Raw genomic sequence first — 20,250 nt, 5'->3', positions numbered from 1 at the left:
AATAGCAAATAATAACGCCTTATTTTACTTAATTATTTGAGAGAATAATCAAGATGAAAATGTGGATAATAGAATAGATCTCGCTATTCTTATTATAAGTTTATATCAAGGCAGTTATGGGATATTACTACAGAGATATTAAAGGTCGCCAAGCGTTACCTATATTTAGAATAACAATTTATAAATTTAATAATTAACCGCGCATTTGTGCAGATAACCCCGGGTACCTCTATGAACATTAATCAACTGAAAAGCTTTGTTGAAGTCGTGAAAAATAATTTCAACATTACTAATGCGGCTGAAAAACTCTATACCTCACAACCGACAATCAGTAAGCAACTAAAAATATTAGAAGATGAGCTTAGTGTGTCGCTGTTTGTGCGTAAAAATAATAACTTATTAGCATTAAGCCCGATGGGTAAAGAAGTTCATAAAATTGCTTGCGATATTCTTGGCCAAGTGGACCGAATAAAAAGCATTGTGGCAGAAGAAGATCGTAATAAAAAAGTTGATTTACATATTGCGACAACACACACTCAAATACGTTATTCATTACCTAATGTGATTGATCACTTTCGTCGCTATTACCCTAATATTTCGCTACATTTTCATCAAGGTGCCCCTGCTCAATTAGCGGAGATGGTTAAAAATGGTGATGTGGATTTTGCTATTGCAACAGAATCCATGCACCTTTATGAAGATCTCATTACATTACCTTGTTACCGCTGGACTCGTAGTTTATTAGTTCCTTATGATCATCCTCTTGCCTTATTGAAAGATGAAGAGCAGGTTACCATCGAACAAATGGCAGAGTATCCATTGATTACCTATGTTTTCGGTTTTACAAGAGGATCTAAATTAGACAAGGTGTTTTATAAAAGTAACCTTAAACCGAAGGTGGCATTAACCGCGACGGATACAGAGATTATTAAATACTATGTTAAGCGACATTTAGGTATTGGTGTTATTGCGACCGCCTCTTATGATGAGACTGAAGATAGCGGCGCATTAAAATGTATTAATATCGATCATTTAGTGCAACCGAGCTATACCCATATTTGTGTCAGTAAACATACCCATATGAAAGATTATATGCATGAATTTATTTCTCTCTATGCGCCACATATTGATAGAAATATTATTCAGATGCCAGATCAGTGGGAAACACAATGGCACAGCAAAGAGGTATACCAAGGATTACCTGATTTACGATCAGTAAATGTAAATAATAGCGTTGCAGAATAGATACCGGAATCAGGTATAAAAAAGCCCGTTTTTTGCGGGGGCAATAACGGGCTTAAGGCAGAATAATAAGAGATTAACGAGTCAGAATATTAACAAAAATCTGAGCACCGACTAGTAAACAATCATCATCGACAAAATAAGGATTTGCGTGAAGGTAATTATTAATACCTTTCGCTTGATTACCACTTCCTAAGAAGAACATTGCACCGACTTTACCTTTTGTGGCATTAACCATATAGCTAAAGTCTTCACTGCCTGTCATTGGCTTACCGTTTGATTCAATATTCTCTTCTGGTAAGAATTTACGCATCGCATCTAATAAATGCTGATGTGCAGTTGGATGATTCACAACAGCTGGGTATCCGCTATAGCTTAATGTGGTTTTAAATCCACCCGCTGTACTGCGTGCAACGATTTCATCAAAACTTGCTTTCAGTACTTGGTCGGTATTTTCATCCATAGAACGGATAGTACCACGAGCTTGTACGTGATCAGCTAATGCATTAGGGATTGTTCCCCCATTGATCATGCCACAACCAAAGACTGCTGGGCTAAATGGATCTGTTTTTTTCGCAACAACATAATCCATATAATCAATTAAGCGCGTTGCTTCACGAATCGCATCTAAGCCTTTGTGTGGTGTAGAACCATGGGCAGAAACACCATAAACATCCAATGTCCATGCAGAGCCATAAGATGACATCACACCATCATTAAAGCGAACACAACCCGTTTCAATTGCGGCATCGTTATGAAGTGCATAAGTTTCATCAACGCCTTCCATGCAACCTAGTTCAACCATTTTTTCAGCGCCAGGTACACGCATATCTTCTTCAGCCATTTGGAAAATAAAGCGAACGTTCGCGCTCATCTCTTCTCTATTTTCGGCAAGATACTTAGCACTGGTTAATGCCATGGTCATATGAGTATCGTGACCACAGTTATGTGCACAACCTTGGTGAATTGAACTATGTTCGTTATTTGTTAAGTCTGGCATTTCTAATCCGTCCATATCGGCACGGATAGCAATTAATGGAAATTCAGAATTAACAATTAAGTCTGCGGTAAAACCAGTATATCCATCAAAAGTTTTAATTTGATAACCGAAACTTTCCATTAATTCACGACAATATTTAGATGTTTTATATTCTTCACCTGATAGCTCAGGTATTTTATGCAGGTCTTGTCGTGTTTTTTTACTAAAGTCATTTAATTGAAAGAGTTTTTCACTGACATTATAAATATTATTCATTAGATAACTCCCTGGATAGTAAATCCAATTTGCGCGACGATTGATGCCCCAAAGAAACAACAAGTTGAAACAATCATGAAAATAAGAATAACTTTCCATGACATTTTCTTAAGTTCTTCTAATTGACCACCAACGGATAAACCAGCAAATGCTAATAAAGGAACACAACAAGATAAGAAAGAAACTTTACCAATAGAGCTAATAAAGAAATCTCTTACCGGAGTTTCGGGTAAACAAATAAGTATCCCGATAATTGTTGCATAAGCAAATGTTGGTAAAGATGAAGGTAAATAATGTTTTGCAACGAGTGAAATAAATACCACTAATGACATAGCAATAAAGCTATCCCACATTGCATAAAGAGCGATCCCTGATGTTAACGTCTGAGTAAACATTGCCAGTAAAATAGCAACGAATACAAATTTCATATCAATAATTATATTTTTCATGCAGTTTTGCCTCTGGTGAAAATTTTATAAATTTTTTCTGAAAGAGGTAAACCTAAATAGGTTAATGACAGTGCGCCTAATGCTGAAGATAATAAGTTAGATGCAGCGGCAACACTTAATACTTGCTGTGCTAATGCTTCATCAAGACCATTAATTAATGCACCTGATGCAGCACTTAACATTGAACCTGAACCCACGCCAGAGCCGGCGGCAAGAGCAAGTGGATGTAATCCAGTTAATGGTGCAATACTACCTAATACGCTAAACCATAAAGTACCGATAACAGAACCGCATAAATAAATGGCTAATACACCAATATATTCTTGAGAGCCTGTACCAAATTTACCTTGAATAACAGCGATAGAAGGTTCACGGCTAATAGATGAACAAGCACCAATTGCACGACGACCAAATCCAAATTTAATGGCTAATGGAACCGCAATTAATACTGGTAATAAGTTACCGAGTTCCTGAACAAATAAAGGAATACCGACACTTAAAATCATTTTAATATTAGGAACAATCATTCCTGCATATTGTGTGCCTAAAATAAGTAGGCTGAAACCTACCATTTTACCGCAGAAGCCTTCTTCTTTTTCTGTAAATAATTTACCCCATACTTTAATTTTTTTACGGGTAAATCCAGCAGATATACACATACCAATAATTACAGCAAATAACATTGGTAAAATAGGTATTACCGCAATGCCAATCTTAATTTCTTTTTTACCAATGACATATTGTGAAATAAAAATTAAGAAAAGGACTGCCAGAATACTAATAAAGAAAACCTTTATCGGACTTCTACTTTTGTCCATCCGTTAATCTCCGTTGAAAAATAATCAGGCTTTATTCTAGAGGACAAAAAGCAAAAGGTAGCGTGACCAATGTCATGTTTATTTCATACCTATTTTTCATGGAGCATGAAATAATGCAATGGTGATAAATTTATTAACAAATAGAGGAAAGTTAAATTTTTTAATAAAGACAGTGAGTAAGGCTGAAATGAGTCAGCTTAATTGTTAATAAAGATGTAATGAGAAAAATAATAATTAAAAATTATTTTAATTATTAAAATAATCCCATAATAAAAATTTGTCTACACTTTAGCAAATAATAATAAGTTATTAATGAGAGATATTCTTATTTGGTGCGGTTATTATAAATTTAATGAATGTATTTGGAAGTGATATTTTATTCTTTGTATTTTTAAGGACGGATCTTATCTTCACAGTGACATTATAGTGATTGGTGTTATTCTTTATATTTGAGTTAGTAAGATTATTTTCTCTGCAAGCTGATGAGGAAGAGAAACAGAATATGGGAAGGAGATAAATGTAGCTCGCAGAGGCACAATTCACCCAAAACTGAGGAAAAACATCACCATGAGTAAGCAAACAGTTGCAACCTATATTGCTAAAGTACTCCATAATGCAGGTGTAAAACGTATTTGGGGCGTGACAGGCGATTCTCTCAATGGATTAAGTGATAGCTTGCGAAAGATGGGAACCATTGAGTGGATGGGAACTCGCCATGAAGAAGTGGCTGCTTTTGCTGCAGGAGCTGAGGCGGCAGTTAATGGCCAATTAGCGGTTTGCGCAGGCTCTTGTGGACCAGGAAATTTACATCTTATCAATGGACTTTTTGATTGCCATCGTAATCATGTTCCTGTGTTAGCCATTGCTGCACATATTCCTTCTGCTGAAATTGGTAGTAATTATTTTCAAGAAACACATCCTCAAGAACTTTTTCGCGAATGTAGCCATTATTGTGAATTAGTCTCAAATCCAGAGCAGATCCCTCAAGTGCTTGCCATTGCAATGCGAACCGCTATTTTGAAAAAAGGGGTCTCGGTTGTTGTTTTACCGGGAGATATTGCACTAAAACCTGCTCCAGAAGATGCGCATGAAAACTGGTATCCGTTGCAGTCTCCACTCATCATGCCAAATCGTTTCGAAATCGAAAAATTATCCGATGCCTTGAATAATGGAAAAAATATCACCTTAATGTGTGGTGCCGGATGTGCTCAAGCTCGTGATGAAGTGATTAAATTGGCTCAAACATTAAAAGCTCCTGTTGTACATGCATTGCGAGGGAAAGAGTACATTGAGTGGAATAACCCCTACAGTGTGGGGATGACAGGATTAATTGGTTTTTCATCGGGTTATCATGCGATGGAAAATGCTGATACGTTAGTGTTATTAGGTACGCAATTCCCTTATCGCGCATTTTATCCATCAAAAGCCAATATTATTCAAATCGATATTAATCCAAGTAGTATTGGTTCACATTGTCATGTCGATATGGCGATGGTTGGCGATATTAAAGCCACACTGAATGCGATACAACCTCGTTTAAAAGAGAAAGCCGACACAACTCATCTTGATGCTTCATTAAAACATTATGCCAAAGCACGGCAAGATCTGGATGCATTAGCACAACCCAGTGATCGTGAACTCATTCACCCACAATATTTAGCGCGTCGATTAAGTGAATTAGCAAATGATGACGCTATTTTCACCTGTGATGTAGGAACGCCAACAGTATGGGCGGCTCGTTATGTAGGAATGAATGGAAAACGTCGGTTACTGGGCTCTTTTAATCACGGCTCTATGGCAAATGCGATGGCTCAAGCCATTGGTGCGCAGTCGTTAGATAGAAAGCGTCAAGTTGTGGCAATGTGTGGTGATGGTGGATTTACTATGTTAATGGGTGATTTTATCTCATTAGCTCAAATGAATTTGCCGGTCAAAGTGATTATTTTTAATAACAGTGTATTAGGTTTTGTTGCGATGGAGATGAAAGCCGGCGGTTATTTAACGGATGGTACAGATTTACATAATCCGGATTTTGCTGCTATTGCTAATGCGTCTGGTATAAAAGGTATTCGAGTAGAAAAAGGTGAAGATCTAGATAATGCGCTTAAAGAAGCTTTTGAACATGATGGCCCTGTAATTGTGGATGTGGTAACCGCAAAACAAGAGCTTTCTATGCCTCCTGAAATTAAATTTGAACAGGCTAAAGGTTTTAGTTTGTATATGATGAAAGCGATCATTAATGGTCGTGGTGATGAGATTGTACAACTTGCCAAAACTAATTGGTTACGTTAGTCGTTAAATTATACTCGTTATACTTCAAGTTGCAGGGGGGACTACGTTCAGTTAGTCGCTTACCTGCAACTCAAATTATTTTGAGTATAAATTGAAGAGAAATAGACCAGACTCTATTAACTTTTATTATTGCGTTTTCTCTGTTAAACAGAAGTTTTCAATTAATTGCCCTATTAATTCACGAGTTGGTTCAATAAATGCCATATCAATAAATTCATCAGGCTGATGTGCTTGTTCAATAGAACCTGGGCCTAAAACTAAGGTAGGGCAGAGATCTTGAATAAACGGCGCTTCAGTACAGTAATTCACAGTTTGCGCTTTCTCACCTAACAGTTTTTCGATCACGGCGACCATTTTATGATCGGTTGGGCACTCATAACCCGGAATAGGATCGTGTAACGCTTCAACACTTAAACGACCTGGCCAACGTGCTTTGACTGGCGCTAATGTTTCGTGAAGTAAATCATCCAAGTCTTGCAATGTTAATCCTGGTAGTGGGCGAATATCCATATGTAATTCACAGCAAGCACAAATTCTATTTGCTGCATCACCGCCATTAATATAACCAAAGTTCATCGTTGGATAAGGAATAACAAACGCAGGGTTGTTATAGCGAGTTTTTAACGTATCGCGCAGTGTACTCAGGTGAGTAATAGATTCATGCATCAGTTCTATTGCATTCACACCTTTTTCTGGATCACTAGAGTGCCCTGATTGCCCTGTAATACGTATTGCATTTGATAAATGCCCTTTATGTGCACGAATAGGTTTTAGTGATGTGGGTTCGCCAATAATGGCAAAATCAGGGCGGATTGTTGTATGAGCGGCAAAATAACGAGCCCCTGCCATTGATGTTTCTTCATCTGCGGTAGCAAGAATGTAGAGAGGGTGAGTTAAGGTCTTAGTATCGACATCCCGCAATGCATCAAGAATAAAGGCAAAAAAGCCTTTCATATCAGCAGTGCCTAAGCCATATAACTTATTTCCTTTCTCTGTCAGCGTAAAAGGATCTTGTGTCCAACGGCCTTCATCAAACGGTACTGTGTCAGTGTGACCACAGAGTAGTAATCCACCTTTTCCCGTTCCTAATGTTGCCAGAAGGTTAAATTTACCTCGTGTTTCGGGCACGGGTTGGATTTCAATTGAAAAACCTAATGTTTCCAGCCAATTAGCAAGCAGATTAATCAGCGCTTCATTACTTTGATCGTTTTTAGCGTCTGTAGCACTGATAGAGGGTGTTGCAATTAATTGACGATAAATCTCAATAAATGTAGGTAATTTAATATTCACTGTTGACAGCCTTTCTTCATAATAGTATCAATATTCATGCACTTTTTTTGAATAAAAATACATTAATCGGTTTGTGTTCATAGTACAAGGTAAGAATGACATGTTAAATACTCTGATTGTAGGAGCAAGTGGTTACACTGGCGCTGAATTAGCCGCCTATCTTCAGCAGCATCCTCATGTGAATTTGAGCAGACTGATGGTATCCGCTCAAAGTGCAGATGCAGGAAAGTGCTTTTCTGAACTTTATCCACAATATCGTGGCTTAGTGGATCTCCCACTTGAGCCGATGGTTGATGTTGCTAAAGCCGCTGAAAACATTGATATCGTTTTTCTCGCAACGGCTCATGAAGTCAGCCATGACATCGCCCCTGTTTTTTTAGAGCAAGGTTGTGTGGTATTCGATTTGTCTGGTGCCTATCGAGTACAAAACAAGCATTTTTATCAACAATACTATGGATTTGAGCATAAAAATACTGATTGGTTATCACAGGCAGTTTATGGGCTGGCTGAATGGAATGCTGACATGATTAGCCAGGCTCAATTAATTGCTGTGCCAGGGTGTTATCCAACAGTCTCTCAGCTGTCATTAAAACCTTTAGTAGAAGCGGGATTTTTAGATACAGCACAGTGGCCAGTTATTAATGCGACTAGCGGGGTGAGTGGCGCAGGTAGAAAAGCCTCCTTAACCAGTAGCTTTTGTGAAGTGAGTTTGCAACCTTATGGCGTGTTTACTCATCGTCATCAACCTGAAATTGCAACACATCTGGGTATCAATGTGATTTTTACACCTCATTTAGGCAATTTTGCCAGAGGGATCTTAGCCACTATTACCTGTAAGTTAAAAACAGGCGTGACACAAGAGGATGTCAGACAGGTTTTTGAAGATGCTTATCAAGATAAACCATTAGTGCGTGTTTATGAAAAAGGGTTACCTGCATTAAAAGCCGTTGTAGGAACAGCATTCTGTGATATTGGGTTTGCTCAACAAGGTGAACATCTGATTGTCGTCGGTGTTGAAGATAACTTGTTGAAAGGGGCTGCTGCACAAGCAGTGCAATGTATGAATATTCGGTTTGGTTTCGATGAAACCGAATCACTTATTTAAATAATGAGTAGGGAAGTTTCATGGAACCATTAATTATCAAACTGGGTGGTGTGCTCCTTGATAATGAAGAAGCGTTAACGCGGTTTTTCACCGCATTACAACAGTATCGCTCAACGTATTCTCGTCCTTTAGTTATCGTGCATGGTGGTGGCTGTTTAGTGGATGAGTTGATGGGTAAATTGCAATTGCCTGTGGTGAAAAAACAGGGGCTTCGTGTCACACCTGCTGATCAGATAGACATCATCACAGGAGCACTTGCCGGAAGTGCCAATAAAACCTTGTTATCGTGGGCAACTAAGTTTGGGCTTAATGGCGTGGGGCTTTCTTTGGGGGATGGGCAATTAGCGAAAGTGACTCAAATTAATGAAGAGTTAGGCCATGTAGGAAAGGCCAATCCCGGCTCTCCTGATTTACTCAATTTACTATTGGGTGCTGGCTATCTACCTATTATCAGTTCTATTGGTATGACAGAACAAGGTGAGCTGATGAATGTGAATGCTGACCAAGCAGCAACCGCTATTGCTGAAACATTAGGCGCTGATTTAGTCCTGCTTTCCGATGTTAGTGGCATTTTAGATGGTAAAGGTCAGAAGATTGCCGAGATGTCAGCTGAAAAAGCACAGATGTTAATCGATCAAGGCATTATTACTGACGGCATGATAGTGAAAGTAAACGCAGCATTGGAAGCGGCTAAAACGCTAGGACGACCTGTTGAAATCGCAAGTTGGCGCCATGCTGAAAAACTGACGACATTATTTAATGGTGTTGCAGTAGGAACTCGTATTTTAGCTTAAAAAATCACTCTAGAAATCTTATCGCTATTTGATAGTTGGCGGATTTAAACAAATTGGGAATTGAAGGTTATCACTATGACTAAAGGTATTAAGAAAATTGTATTGGCATACTCTGGCGGATTGGATACATCGGCAATCATTCCTTGGCTAAAAGAACATTATGATAACTGCGAGGTTGTCGCTTTTGTGGCAGATGTGGGTCAAAGCCGTGATGATTTAGTTGGTGTAGAACAAAAAGCATTGGCATCAGGGGCTTCTGAGTGTCATATCGTCGATTTACGTGAAGAATTTATCAAAGATTACGTTTACCCAGTATTAAAAACAGGGGCTTTATATGAAGGTAGCTACTTATTAGGTACTTCAATGGCACGTCCTGTTATCGCTAAAGCACAAGTTGAACTAGCCTTAAAATTAGGTGCTGATGCTGTTGCTCATGGTGCAACGGGTAAAGGTAATGATCAGGTTCGTTTTGAAAGCACTTATGCGGCACTGGCTCCACAACTGAAAGTGGTTGCGCCTTGGAGAGAGTGGGATTTACGTTCTCGTGAAGCGTTATTGGATTATCTAAAAGTTCGTAATATCCCAACAACAGCAACCCTAGAGAAAATTTATAGCCGTGATGAAAACGCATGGCATATCTCAACAGAAGGAGGGGTATTAGAGAGTCCGTGGAATGCCTCAAATGAAGATTGTTGGGCATGGACCGTCGATCCTAAGAAAGCCCCAGAAACACCAGAATTAGTCACGGTTACAGTAAAAGCGGGTGAAGTTGTCGCAGTAAACGGTAAAACACAATCACCTTTTGAATGTTTAGATACATTAAATACATTAGGTGTGAAGCATGGTATCGGACGTATTGATATTGTTGAAAACCGTTTAGTGGGAATGAAATCTCGTGGCTGCTATGAAACCCCAGGGGGAACTATCATGATGGCGGCTTTGCGTGGTGTTGAACAACTTGTCCTTGATAGAGATGCATTTAAATGGCGTCAGCAATTAGGCTTAGAGATGTCTTATGTCGCTTATGATGGACGTTGGTTTACGCCAATTCGTGCTTCACTACAAGCTGCTGCTGAAGCACTGGCAAAAGATGTGAATGGTGAAGTGGTGTTAGAGCTTTATAAAGGTCATGTGAATGCAATTCAGAAAAAATCAGACAACAGCCTGTACTCTGAAGAGTTTGCAACCTTTGGTGAAGACGAAGTTTACGACCACAGCCATGCTGAAGGTTTTATCCGTCTATATTCTCTGCCATCACGTATTCGTGCATTGAGCAAGAAATAACGTAAGACAATAGAGTGGTGCGAATAAGCATCACTCTCACTCTTTTTATTATACAGAACAAATACAGGAAGCGATTATGGCACTCTGGGGTGGACGTTTTAGTCAGGAAGCAGATCAACGGTTTAAACAATTCAATGATTCACTGCGGTTTGATTTTCGACTGGCACAACAGGATATCTTTGGTTCAGTAGCTTGGTCTAAAGCGTTAGTCACCGTTGGTGTGTTATCACAAGATGAACAAGCTCAACTTGAGCAAGCTTTAAATGAATTATCAGAAGAAGTAACGGCAAACCCTCAGTCTATTTTGCAAAGTGATGCAGAAGATATCCATAGTTGGGTTGAAAGTAAGCTTATTGCCAAAGTGGGTGATTTAGGTAAAAAACTACATACGGGGCGTAGCCGTAATGATCAGGTCGCTACAGACTTAAAATTATGGTGTAAAGAAGAAGTGATTCATCTTCGCCAAGCGATTGTTGAGCTACAAAAAGCCTTAGTTATTACCGCAGAACAAAATCAAAATGCGGTAATGCCGGGTTACACCCATTTACAGCGTGCTCAGCCAATAACTTTTGCACATTGGTGTTTAGCATACAATGAAATGCTAGCCAGAGATGAAAGTCGCCTAGCTGATGCATTAAAACGTTTAGATATCAGTCCATTAGGTTGTGGGGCTTTAGCTGGAACGGCTTATGATATCGATCGTGAACAATTAGCGGGATGGTTAGGTTTTGCGAGTGCAACCAATAATAGCTTAGATAGCGTATCCGATCGTGATCATGTTTTAGAGCTCTTATCCTCTGCAGCTATTGGTATGGTGCATTTATCTCGTTTTGCAGAAGATCTTATTTTCTTTAATAGTGGTGAAGCGGGATTTATTGAATTATCAGACAAAGTGACCTCTGGCTCATCATTAATGCCACAAAAGAAAAACCCAGATGCACTTGAGCTTATCCGTGGGAAATGTGGACGAGTACAAGGTGCATTAACGGGTATGATGATGACCTTAAAAGGTCTACCTCTCGCTTACAATAAAGATATGCAAGAAGATAAAGAGGGGTTGTTTGACGCTATCGATACATGGTCTGATTGTTTGCATATGGCAACCCTTGTTCTTGATGGGATCCAAATTCGTCGTCCTCGTTGTGAAGAAGCCGCGAAACAAGGTTATGCTAATGCCACTGAACTGGCAGATTATCTTGTTGCCAAAGGTGTACCATTTCGTGAAGCTCACCATATTGTGGGTGAAGTGGTTGTTTGCGCCCTTGAGCAAGGTAAAGCGATTGAAGAACTTCCTCTTTCTGAATTACAGATGTTTAACAGTAAAATTATGATTGATGTGTACGATATTTTATCGCTCCAATCTTGTTTGGATAAACGTCTTGCCAAAGGTGGTGTTTCTCAAAAACAGGTCGCTTATGCGATAGCAAAAGCCAAAGAAGTTTTAAATATAAATAAATAAGAAAAGAGTTTATTTAAGACAACTTACTGTTATTAAAAAAGAACAGGGTGAATCTCACTCTGTTTTTTTATTTTAAATTGCCGATAATATCGAAAAAGAGAGACAGAATAACATTCGACTGATAGAAAAATTTATCAGTTACTATATTATCTATAGTCATTAACTATCAGCAATAAATGTGGGATCTGCAATGAATATCCGTGACTTGGAATATCTGGTGGCTCTAGCTGAGCATAAACATTTTCGTCGGGCGGCAGATTCTTGCCATGTGAGCCAGCCAACATTAAGTGGTCAAATTCGTAAACTTGAAGATGAACTCGGTGTAATGTTACTTGAAAGAACGAGCCGTAAGGTTTTGTTTACTCAACAAGGCTTATTGCTGGTGGATCAAGCGAAAACCGTTTTACGTGAAGTCAAAGTGCTACAAGAAATGGCTTCATTGCAAGGTGAAAGTATGGCCGGGCCTTTACATATCGGGCTTATCCCTACAGTTGGTCCTTATTTATTGCCTCACATCATTCCTGAATTACATAAAAACTATCCTAAGTTAGAGATGTATCTTCATGAAGCACAAACTCATAGCTTATTAGCTCAATTAGATAGCGGAAAACTCGATTGTGCCATTTTAGCAATGGTAAAAGAGAGTGCGCCGTTTATTGAAGTGCCTTTATTTGAAGAGCCGATGAAGTTAGCTATTTATGAAGGACATCCATGGCATGAACGTGGATCTGTGCCGATGGGTGACTTAGCGGGTCAACGTTTATTGATGTTAGAAGATGGACACTGCCTACGCGATCAAGCGTTAGGGTTCTGTTTCCAAGCGGGTGCAAAAGAAGATACTCATTTTAGAGCAACAAGTTTAGAAACCCTACGTAATATGGTCGCTGCCGGTAGTGGAATTACCTTATTACCTGATTTATCCGTCCCTCAAGAACAAAAGCGTGATGGGGTGTGTTATCTAGAATGTACAGATCCTAATCCATCACGTTCTATTATTTTGGTTTATCGTCCCGGATCGCCTTTGCGTAATCGTTATGAACAATTAGCAGAGACAATCCGTGAACATATGACCGCATTTTATGCAGAAAAACAAAACGCATTAAAATAAGCGGTTTAAACCATTAAGAGCCGCAACACGATAGGCTTCAGCCATTGTTGGATAGTTGAAGGTGGTATTAACGAAATACTCGATAGTATTGCCTTCACCTTTTTGTTCCATAATTGCTTGACCGATATGAATAATTTCAGCAGCACGTTCACCGAAGCAGTGAATACCTAAAATTTGCTTGGTTTCGCGGTGGAAGAGAATTTTCAAACTCCCTACATTCATGCCTGCAATTTGTGCTCTTGCCAAATGTTTAAATTGAGAGCGTCCCACTTCATAAGGGATTTTCATTGCAGTGAGTTGCTGCTCTGTTTTACCAACAGAACTAATTTCAGGAATGGTGTAGATCCCCGTTGGAATATCTTCAATTAAATGTGTTTCTGATTTACCAGTTGTGATAGCCAAAGCCGCAATTCGGCCTTGATCATAAGCGGCTGAAGCTAGGCTTGGATAACCAATGACATCACCGACTGCATAAATGTGTTCACAACTGGTTTGGTAATGTGCATTAACAGAAACTTGTCCACGACTATCTGTTTTGATACCCACGTTCTCTAAGCCTAGAGTGTCTGTATTTCCTGTTCGACCATTCGCATAAAGTAGGCAATCTGCTTTGACTTTTTTACCTGATTTTAGATGAACAATAACCCCATCATCGACACCTTCAATGCTTTCATATTCTTCATTATGACGAATAACAATGCCGTTATTCCAGAAGTGATAAGAAAGTGCATCAGACATCTCTTGATCAAGGAAAGACAATAGGTGATCACGAGTATTAATTAAGTCTACTTTTACTCTTAATCCTCTAAAAATAGAGGCATATTCACAACCAATAACACCGGCACCATAAATAATGACATGATGAGGCTCATGCTCTAAATCGAGAATAGTGTCACTGTTATAAATACGAGAATGAGAAAAATCGACATCTGGCGGGCAATAAGGACGTGAGCCTGTTGCAATAATAAAACTATCAGCCGAAAGAATATCGCAAGTGCCATCAGGATAACGCACGCTGATCCGGTGCTCGTCAATAAATGCAGCTTCACCTGAATACATCGTACAATTATTACGTTCGTAAAAACCTTGGCGCATTTTAGTCTGCTGATTAATTACGGTACTGGCTTGGCGAAGTATTTGGGAGAAAGAGGAGTTAATCAGACGAGATTGGTCACTGTAAAGCGGGTTTTGATTAAATTCGATAATACGACTTACTGCGTGACGTAGGGCTTTTGAAGGAATGGTTCCCCAGTGAGTACAGCCCCCACCAACTTTGTTATAACGTTCTATAACTGCGACGCGCTTTCCTTGTTTAACAAGCCCCATGGCCGCGCCTTCACCACCAGGACCTGAACCGATCACAATTGCATCGAAATGAGAATGTTGCATAGGAAGAGACCTGTTTTATACAAACCGACAACGCTATATTAACATTACAATGAATAATAGCCCAACGGACATTAAGGGCATTAGTCACACTTTGTTGAGTTTTTATGAGAATGTGTCTTGAGAGATGATTGTACGCACTGCTTTTTTAACAAAGTTTGATATATTGAGTATAAACCAAATTAGGATTATCAGGATTTCTGTGAGTAATAATATTGGCATCAGAGCTAAACAAAAAGAAAAAACCCGTCGCTCTTTAATTGAAGCAGCTTTTAGCCAACTCAGTGCCGAGCGTAGCTTTACAAGTCTAAGTTTACGAGAAGTGGCTAGAGAAGCTGGTATTGCACCCACCTCATTTTATCGTCATTTTAAAGATGTTGATGAACTTGGGCTGACCATGGTTGATGAAAGTGGATTGATGTTACGTCAATTAATGCGCCAAGCACGTCAACGTATTGCGAAAGGCGGTAGCGTTATCAGAACATCAGTAGCAACTTTTATGGAATTCATTGGTAATAATCCTAATGCGTTTCGATTATTACTTCGTGAACGTTCTGGGACTTCTGCTGAGTTTCGTGCGGCTGTCGCACGAGAGATCCAACATTTTATTGCAGAACTGGCAGACTATCTTGAGCAAGAGAGTCATATGCCACGCTATTTTACAGAAATGCAATCTGAAGCAATGGTCACTATTGTATTTAGTGCAGGCGCAGAAGCACTGGATATCGATATTGAAAAGCGTCAACAATTAGAAGAAAGATTAGTTATACAACTGCGAATGATTGCTAAAGGTGCCTATTATTGGTATCGACGTGAGCAAGAAACGCAAATACCTCAACAAGATAACCCAGAGATAAAGAAAAAAACGCATCAGAAAGGAGACAAATGATGGAACAAAATCGCTGTGAAAAAAGCACGCTATTACTTGCCACAGTCATTGGTGTCGCTTTACATGGTACATATTCAAGCTTTTTTAATCCGTTGATTGAGACGTGGTCGGTTTTCCCACTCATCAGTTTAATATTGGCAGTTTACTGTTTATATCAGCGCTATTTAAATCAACCGATGACTGATGGAATGCCTAAGTTGATTTTTTCATTCTTTTTATTAGGCTTATTCGGTTATAACGCTTACACCAGAACCGTTAACCCTGAATGGGGTTCAAATTTCTTCTCTTCAGTTTGTATTGTCATCGTTGCGTTATGGATTTATCGTCAGTTCAAACATCGTCAACGTTTACGTATACAGGCAGAGGAAGCTGAGAGAGCATCACAAGCAGAACAGTACTAGTCTGTACTTATCTCTTTGTTGTAAACACAGCGAAATTTTGACACCAGCAAGTGATCTTGCTGGTGTTTTTGTTTTTATTCGTACTATTGGGGATTTTTTATCTATAACAAGTGAAATATGCAGTTATCTTTTTTCTAATAACACGCCACATTCCATATGATGAGTATATGGAAATTGATCAAATAAAGCTAACTTTTTGATTTTGTGTGTTTTTGTTAGGGTTTCTAAATTTTGGCACAGTGTTTCTGGATTACAAGAAATGTATAAAATACGAGGGTAAGTTTTAACCAACTCTACTGTTTTCTCATCTAAACCACTACGAGGTGGGTCAACAAAAATGGTTTCACATTGGTAATCTTTTAAATCAATCCCTTCTAGGCGTTTAAATTCCCTTACACCATTCATTGCTTGAGTAAAATCTTCCGCAGACATGCGAATAATCTTCACATTATCAATATGATTCATTGCAATATTATATTGCGCGGCATAAACAGAAGGTTTTGCAATTTCAGTTGCCAGTACACGATCGAAATTACGCGCGAGTGCTAATGAAAAGTTGCCATTACCACAATACAGCTCAAGCAGATCGCCTTTTGCATTTTCCGTTGCCTTTAATGCCCATTCCAACATTTTAATATTGACCTGAGCATTAGGTTGCGTGAAGCTATTTTCAACTTGGCGATAAATCATCTCTTTGCCAGCGACGGGTAATACTTCATCAATAAAATCGTTATCAAGCATAATTTTTGTTTTATATGCACGACCGATTAATTGCACATCAAAACCTTGAGCAATTAATGATTGGCGTAATGCCATTGCTTCTTGTTGCCAAGTTTCATCAATTTTCTTGTGATAAAGCAGTGAGACAATAATTTTATTACTCAACGTAGAAAGATAATCAATCTGAAACAGTTTCTTTCTGAGTGTTGGTTTATCTTTTATTTCTGCCAACAAGACAACCATCATTTTATTAATCAGTTGGCTGGCAACCGGAAATTGGTCAACACGAATACGCTGCTTAGTCTTTTGGTCAAACATAATATGATAGAGCGCGTCTTCTTCATGCCAGATACGGAATTCCGCACGCATACGATAATGCTGTTCTGGTGATGAAAAAACCTCTGCTTCAGGCGCATTAAAAGGTGCCATCATTGTTTGTAAACGTTGTGTTTTTTCATTCAGTTGAGACTGATATGTTTGCGTTGGTAATGAATTCTGCATGGTATCTCGCCTTTTTTGGCAGTAATAAAATTAAGCGAGCGAAATTGTAGAGATCCTCATGAAGATGTCCAGTATTCTTCATGTTCAATTTCTGGACTCAGTGGATTTGAAATCGTAGCATAGTTATTCGGTCTCCTAATAGGAGTGAAAAGGGAATCTGGTGCAAAGCCAGAACTGACGCGCAGCGGTAATAGGATCAAGGATAATAAAAGACACTACAAGTACCTTAATAAGTACCGTGGGAAGTCATTATCTTAAATACACAAAATTGTTTATTTAACCTAGAGTCCGAAGACCTGCCGAAGACCTGTCGCATCTTTAATTAAATACGCGTTTTATTTAATTTGGGCGGCATCCTGCTACTTATTCTGTTGGATGCAGATTTTCATGAATAATAAAAAAGTTTTTCTTATTTCAAATATAGCGTTGAGTGTAATGGTGGGCAGTTTTAGTGCGTTTGCGAATAACAGCGATACATTAAGTGTGACAGCAAACCGCTTTCAAGAGCCTGACTCGTCTATTTTAGCGCCTATCACTGTTGTTGAACGTGAACAGATCGATCGTTGGCAGAGTAATAGTGTTATTGATGTGTTACGCAGAATGCCCGGTATTGATGTGGGGCAAAACGGTGGAATAGGGCAGCAAAGCTCAATATTTGTCAGAGGTACAAATTCAAACCACGTGCTGATTTTAGTGGATGGTGTGCGTTTAAATCAGGCGAATGTATCTGGTAGTTCTGATATTAGCCAAATTCCCCTTTCTCTTGTTCAACGTATTGAATATATAAGAGGGCCTCGCTCTTCTGTTTATGGTTCTGATGCAATTGGTGGCGTGATTAATATCCTCACAGAAAGAAAAACAGAAGGAGGAACGCTTAATGCCACAATGGGTTCGCATGGTTATCAAGAATATGATGGTTCTATAAAACAGAAAGTCGGTGATAGAACGACATTAACTGCAGCGGGCAGTTATCTCTATACTAAAGGTTATGATGTAGAGGCGAATGGCAATACTGGTGGACATCCGCAACCCGATCGCGATGGTTTTATGAATAAATCTCTGTGGTTAGGTGTTAACCACGATGTTAACGATGATGTTTCTTTATATGCACGGGCTTATGGTTTCGATAATCGCACAGCGTATGATGCTTATTATGACAGTTATAATAAAACGTTAACGGATACAAGAGCTCTCTTTAGTCGTACCTATGATGGTGGTGTAAAGTTTCATCGTGATAATTACTCTTCTTCTTTAAATGCCAGCTATAACTACACCAAAGATTATGACTATGATCCCCGTTACGGTCGCTATGGTAAAGGAAGCCGTTTTACTAATTCGGAGCAATATAATGTGCAGTGGGGTAATCACCTTCTATTAGGCAGTGGCAGTATTGGTGGTGGTGTTGATTGGCAACGTCAATCTGTTAAAGAAGGCTCTAACGGATTTCCTAATAAAGAACATTTCGATAATACAGGCTTATATCTAACCGGACAGCAAAAGTTAGGCAATGTGATTGCTGAAGCATCGGTACGTTCTGATCATCATTCTGAATATAATTGGCATACTACGTGGCAATCTAATTTAGCGTGGGAGTTTGTTGAAGGCTATAGCGTGATAGGGGGTTATGGTACAGCATTTAAAGCACCAACATTGATGCAACTTTATAGTGAATGGGGAAGTAATCCAGATTTACAACCTGAAAAAAGTAAACAGTGGGAAGGTGGATTTGAAGGCATAACGGGGCCTTTAACGTGGCGATTAACAGCATATAGAAACCGAATTAATAATCTTATTCAGTCAGATCCTAATCAAGGTTGGAAAAATCATAATATTGGCGAGGTGTTAATTAAAGGTGCCGAATTTACAGGGGAAATGGATACATGGGTTTTCCATCATACCTTTAATTATCAATATATAGATGCAAGAAATAAAGAAACGCACCAACGTCTTGATCGTCGAGCGCGTCAACAACTGAAATATCAGCTTGATTGGCAAGTAGAAAAACTCGATATGGGGGTAACTTACCAATATATCGGTCAACGGACAGATAAAGATTATGGAACTAATGAGAATGTTTCTTTAGGTGGTGTGAGTATTTGGGATTTAACTGCGTCATATCCTATTACATCACATCTCTCAATTCGTGGTAGAATAGCCAACCTGTTTGATAAAGATTATGAGACAGCTTATGGCTATCGCACGCCAGGACGTGAATACTTCCTTACAGGAAGCTACAACTTCTGATGTACAACTTACCGCTAACCCTACTGTATTGGTTTTTGATTCAGGGGTTGGCGGTTTATCTGTTTATCGTGAGATCCGTGAAAAATTACCGGATGCTCATTATATCTATGTTTTCGATAATGAAGCTTTTCCGTATGGTGAGAAATCACAAGAATTCATTATTGACCGTGTTGTTCGAATAGTTAGCGCGATTGCTGAAAAGCATGATCTCGCCACCATTGTTATTGCTTGTAATACAGCAAGCACAGTGAGCCTCCCTGCTTTACGTGCTAAGTTTATTGATATTCCTATTGTGGGTGTTGTACCTGCTATTAAACCGGCAGCTAAATTAACCTGTAATGGCGTGGTTGGATTATTAGCAACAAGAGCAACAGTTAAGCGTCCTTATACCCATGAACTTATTGAACGCTTTGCGACTGATTGCAAAGTTCACTCTTTGGGTTCGGCTGAGCTGGTGGAGCTAGCGGAGAAAAAACTTCATGGTGAATCCGTTTCTTTAGATGCGCTTCGTAAAATCCTTACACCTTGGCTAAAAATGAAAGAACCACCGGATACTGTGGTATTAGGTTGTACACATTTCCCTTTATTAGCTGATGAACTTCTTTCTGTTTTACCTGATGGCACACGAATTATCGATTCTGGTGCTGCAATTGCACGAAGAACTGCGTGGTTGGTCGTAAATCAAGCGAAAATAAAAGGTTCAAATGAAATTAGCTTCGCTTATTGCTTAAAAGAAGATGAGAATAGTGAATTATTAAAACCTGTTTTAGCGGGCTTTGGTTTTGAATCGCTTAGAAAACTGGCACTTTAAGTGCAATTTGATTGAAAATTCAACGGTCAGTAAAAAAACTCAAAAAAAGTATTGCCAGCTTCACAAAACTCCCTATAATGCGCCCTCGTTGTCACGGCAAACCACGCTAAGTGAGTTAGCCGAGAGAACAAAGAAAAAAAGTGAAAAGCCTTGAAAATAAACGCTTGACACTGAATGAGGAAGATGTAGAATGCACCTCCTC

At 39.0% G+C, this 20,250-nt stretch carries 17 protein-coding genes and 1 riboswitch; of the genes, 11 read left to right on the top strand and 6 right to left on the bottom strand.

Features of this window, described 5'->3' with window-relative positions; all coding sequences use genetic code 11:
- Window positions 1-231: 231 nt before the first annotated feature.
- Window positions 232-1,245 carry a LysR substrate-binding domain-containing protein gene (locus tag DK858_RS17215; RefSeq protein WP_109398452.1) on the top strand — a complete coding sequence of 338 codons (1,014 nt, stop codon included), beginning with the start codon at window positions 232-234 and terminating at the stop codon, window positions 1,243-1,245.
- 73 nt (window positions 1,246-1,318) lie between these two features.
- On the opposite strand, the gene DK858_RS17210 is transcribed toward DK858_RS17215, so the two are convergent.
- Genes DK858_RS17210 through DK858_RS17200 form a run of 3 tightly spaced genes read right to left on the bottom strand, consistent with a single transcriptional unit; the run spans window position 1,319 to window position 3,764 of the window.
- Window positions 1,319-2,497 (bottom strand): M20 metallopeptidase family protein, encoded by a 1,179-nt coding sequence (locus tag DK858_RS17210; RefSeq protein WP_109398451.1) that lies wholly within the window; start codon window positions 2,495-2,497, stop codon window positions 1,319-1,321.
- On the bottom strand, window positions 2,497-2,946 hold the full coding sequence (locus DK858_RS17205) for a hypothetical protein (protein ID WP_006534124.1): 450 nt from the start codon (window positions 2,944-2,946) through the stop codon (window positions 2,497-2,499). The genes DK858_RS17210 and DK858_RS17205 overlap by 1 nt, the downstream gene beginning before the upstream one ends.
- Entirely contained in the window at window positions 2,943-3,764 is an 822-nt protein-coding gene (locus tag DK858_RS17200; protein WP_023583450.1) for a DUF3100 domain-containing protein, read from the bottom strand. The genes DK858_RS17205 and DK858_RS17200 overlap by 4 nt, the downstream gene beginning before the upstream one ends.
- A gap of 567 nt (window positions 3,765-4,331) precedes the next feature.
- Between DK858_RS17200 and poxB the strand changes: the two genes are divergently transcribed.
- Entirely contained in the window at window positions 4,332-6,056 is a 1,725-nt protein-coding gene (gene poxB / locus DK858_RS17195; RefSeq protein ID WP_109398450.1) for a ubiquinone-dependent pyruvate dehydrogenase, read from the top strand.
- Between the two features lie 126 nt (window positions 6,057-6,182).
- Here poxB and argE read toward each other — a convergent pair whose 3' ends face one another.
- A complete protein-coding gene (argE, locus tag DK858_RS17190; protein WP_109398449.1) occupies window positions 6,183-7,346 on the bottom strand; it encodes an acetylornithine deacetylase in 1,164 nt (387 codons plus the stop codon).
- Between the two features lie 100 nt (window positions 7,347-7,446).
- Between argE and argC the strand changes: the two genes are divergently transcribed.
- The 5 genes from argC to oxyR all read left to right on the top strand — a co-directional run bounded on the left by argC (window position 7,447) and on the right by oxyR (window position 13,096).
- Window positions 7,447-8,451 carry an N-acetyl-gamma-glutamyl-phosphate reductase gene (gene argC / locus DK858_RS17185; protein ID WP_109398448.1) on the top strand — a complete coding sequence of 335 codons (1,005 nt, stop codon included), beginning with the start codon at window positions 7,447-7,449 and terminating at the stop codon, window positions 8,449-8,451.
- A 20-nt stretch (window positions 8,452-8,471) separates the two neighbouring features.
- Window positions 8,472-9,245 carry an acetylglutamate kinase gene (argB, locus tag DK858_RS17180; RefSeq protein ID WP_109398447.1) on the top strand — a complete coding sequence of 258 codons (774 nt, stop codon included), beginning with the start codon at window positions 8,472-8,474 and terminating at the stop codon, window positions 9,243-9,245.
- Between the two features lie 75 nt (window positions 9,246-9,320).
- On the top strand, window positions 9,321-10,529 hold the full coding sequence (locus DK858_RS17175) for an argininosuccinate synthase (protein ID WP_109398446.1): 1,209 nt from the start codon (window positions 9,321-9,323) through the stop codon (window positions 10,527-10,529).
- 76 nt (window positions 10,530-10,605) lie between these two features.
- Complete coding sequence (gene argH, locus DK858_RS17170) at window positions 10,606-11,988, top strand: argininosuccinate lyase (RefSeq protein WP_109398445.1); 1,383 nt, start codon at window positions 10,606-10,608, stop codon at window positions 11,986-11,988.
- A 190-nt stretch (window positions 11,989-12,178) separates the two neighbouring features.
- Window positions 12,179-13,096 (top strand): DNA-binding transcriptional regulator OxyR, encoded by a 918-nt coding sequence (gene oxyR, locus DK858_RS17165; protein ID WP_023583455.1) that lies wholly within the window; start codon window positions 12,179-12,181, stop codon window positions 13,094-13,096.
- Here the strand turns inward: oxyR and sthA are convergent.
- Window positions 13,088-14,485, bottom strand: coding sequence for a Si-specific NAD(P)(+) transhydrogenase (gene sthA, locus DK858_RS17160; RefSeq protein WP_023583456.1), 1,398 nt, complete (start codon window positions 14,483-14,485; stop codon window positions 13,088-13,090). The genes oxyR and sthA overlap by 9 nt on opposite strands.
- Before the next feature lie 199 nt (window positions 14,486-14,684).
- On the opposite strand from sthA, the gene fabR reads away from it, so the two are divergent.
- Window positions 14,685-15,371 carry an HTH-type transcriptional repressor FabR gene (gene fabR, locus DK858_RS17155; RefSeq protein ID WP_072064633.1) on the top strand — a complete coding sequence of 229 codons (687 nt, stop codon included), beginning with the start codon at window positions 14,685-14,687 and terminating at the stop codon, window positions 15,369-15,371.
- Window positions 15,371-15,772, top strand: a complete 402-nt coding sequence (locus DK858_RS17150) for a YijD family membrane protein (protein ID WP_109398444.1) — start codon at window positions 15,371-15,373, stop codon at window positions 15,770-15,772. The genes fabR and DK858_RS17150 overlap by 1 nt, the downstream gene beginning before the upstream one ends.
- 123 nt (window positions 15,773-15,895) lie before the next feature.
- Here DK858_RS17150 and trmA read toward each other — a convergent pair whose 3' ends face one another.
- The gene (gene trmA / locus DK858_RS17145; protein ID WP_109398443.1) at window positions 15,896-16,993 is read right to left on the bottom strand and encodes a tRNA (uridine(54)-C5)-methyltransferase TrmA; all 1,098 of its coding nucleotides are present in this window, start codon (window positions 16,991-16,993) and stop codon (window positions 15,896-15,898) included.
- A 111-nt stretch (window positions 16,994-17,104) separates the two neighbouring features.
- Window positions 17,105-17,311, top strand: a riboswitch (cobalamin riboswitch).
- 69 nt (window positions 17,312-17,380) lie between these two features.
- On the opposite strand from trmA, the gene btuB reads away from it, so the two are divergent.
- Together btuB and murI are read left to right on the top strand one after the other, a co-directional pair.
- Window positions 17,381-19,237 carry a TonB-dependent vitamin B12 receptor BtuB gene (gene btuB / locus DK858_RS17140; RefSeq protein WP_109398572.1) on the top strand — a complete coding sequence of 619 codons (1,857 nt, stop codon included), beginning with the start codon at window positions 17,381-17,383 and terminating at the stop codon, window positions 19,235-19,237.
- Window positions 19,182-20,048 carry a glutamate racemase gene (gene murI, locus DK858_RS17135; RefSeq protein WP_109398442.1) on the top strand — a complete coding sequence of 289 codons (867 nt, stop codon included), beginning with the start codon at window positions 19,182-19,184 and terminating at the stop codon, window positions 20,046-20,048. The genes btuB and murI overlap by 56 nt, the downstream gene beginning before the upstream one ends.
- Window positions 20,049-20,250: the final 202 nt, after the last annotated feature.

The sequence above is a fragment of the Proteus faecis genome, from assembly GCF_003144395.1.
Lineage (GTDB): Bacteria > Pseudomonadota > Gammaproteobacteria > Enterobacterales > Enterobacteriaceae > Proteus > Proteus faecis.
The sequence above is the reverse complement of the archived record's forward strand: the minus strand, read 5'-3'. Positions and strand labels throughout refer to the sequence as shown.